Below are 507 nucleotides of genomic sequence, written 5' to 3'. Positions count from 1 at the left end.
TTTGGAACAAAATTGGCTGAAAGAACCAATGATCGCTTTCGCAGCCGTAATGATTTGTCGTAAGACGGGTGACCGATTATTCGATATTTCTGACGACTACCGGGAACAAGTTCTAACAAAACTCAAACAAAGCAAAGTACCTGAGTCGTGGGTATCGCTGGTTGAAGAAGTGAAAGAGCTTTCAGAAAGCGAGTCAAAACGTGTCTTCGGTGATGCTTTACCAAGCGGTTTAACGCTCGTTCATCATTAAATCCACTTTACAAAAGAAGACGAGTTAAACGCACAAAGCCCTTCCGACGAAGGGCTTTGTTTTATCGCATTCTTTTGGTTTTGACCGCGCACAACGCGCTAATTCATTTCTGTCGTAATCACCACGTCGCGCGTTTCGTTATCCATATCACTAATACCGACCACCGACACTTCTCTGTCCGATAGAGTCTCAATTAAGCTGTCTTCTAATCCACCATCAGCAAGCCAAGAATAGAATTTATCCGCAATACGCTCCGA

General features: G+C 43.8%; 1 protein-coding gene. It reads left to right on the top strand.

The window, feature by feature from the left end; all coding sequences use genetic code 11:
- Window positions 1-250: hypothetical protein (locus R7E78_RS30910; RefSeq protein ID WP_318059241.1), on the top strand; the 250-nt coding region annotated here is incomplete at its 5' end.
- Window positions 251-507 lie beyond the last annotated feature (257 nt).

The organism is Vibrio sp. YT-19(2023) (assembly GCF_033337395.1).
This window is presented reverse-complemented; position numbering and strand designations above follow the sequence as displayed.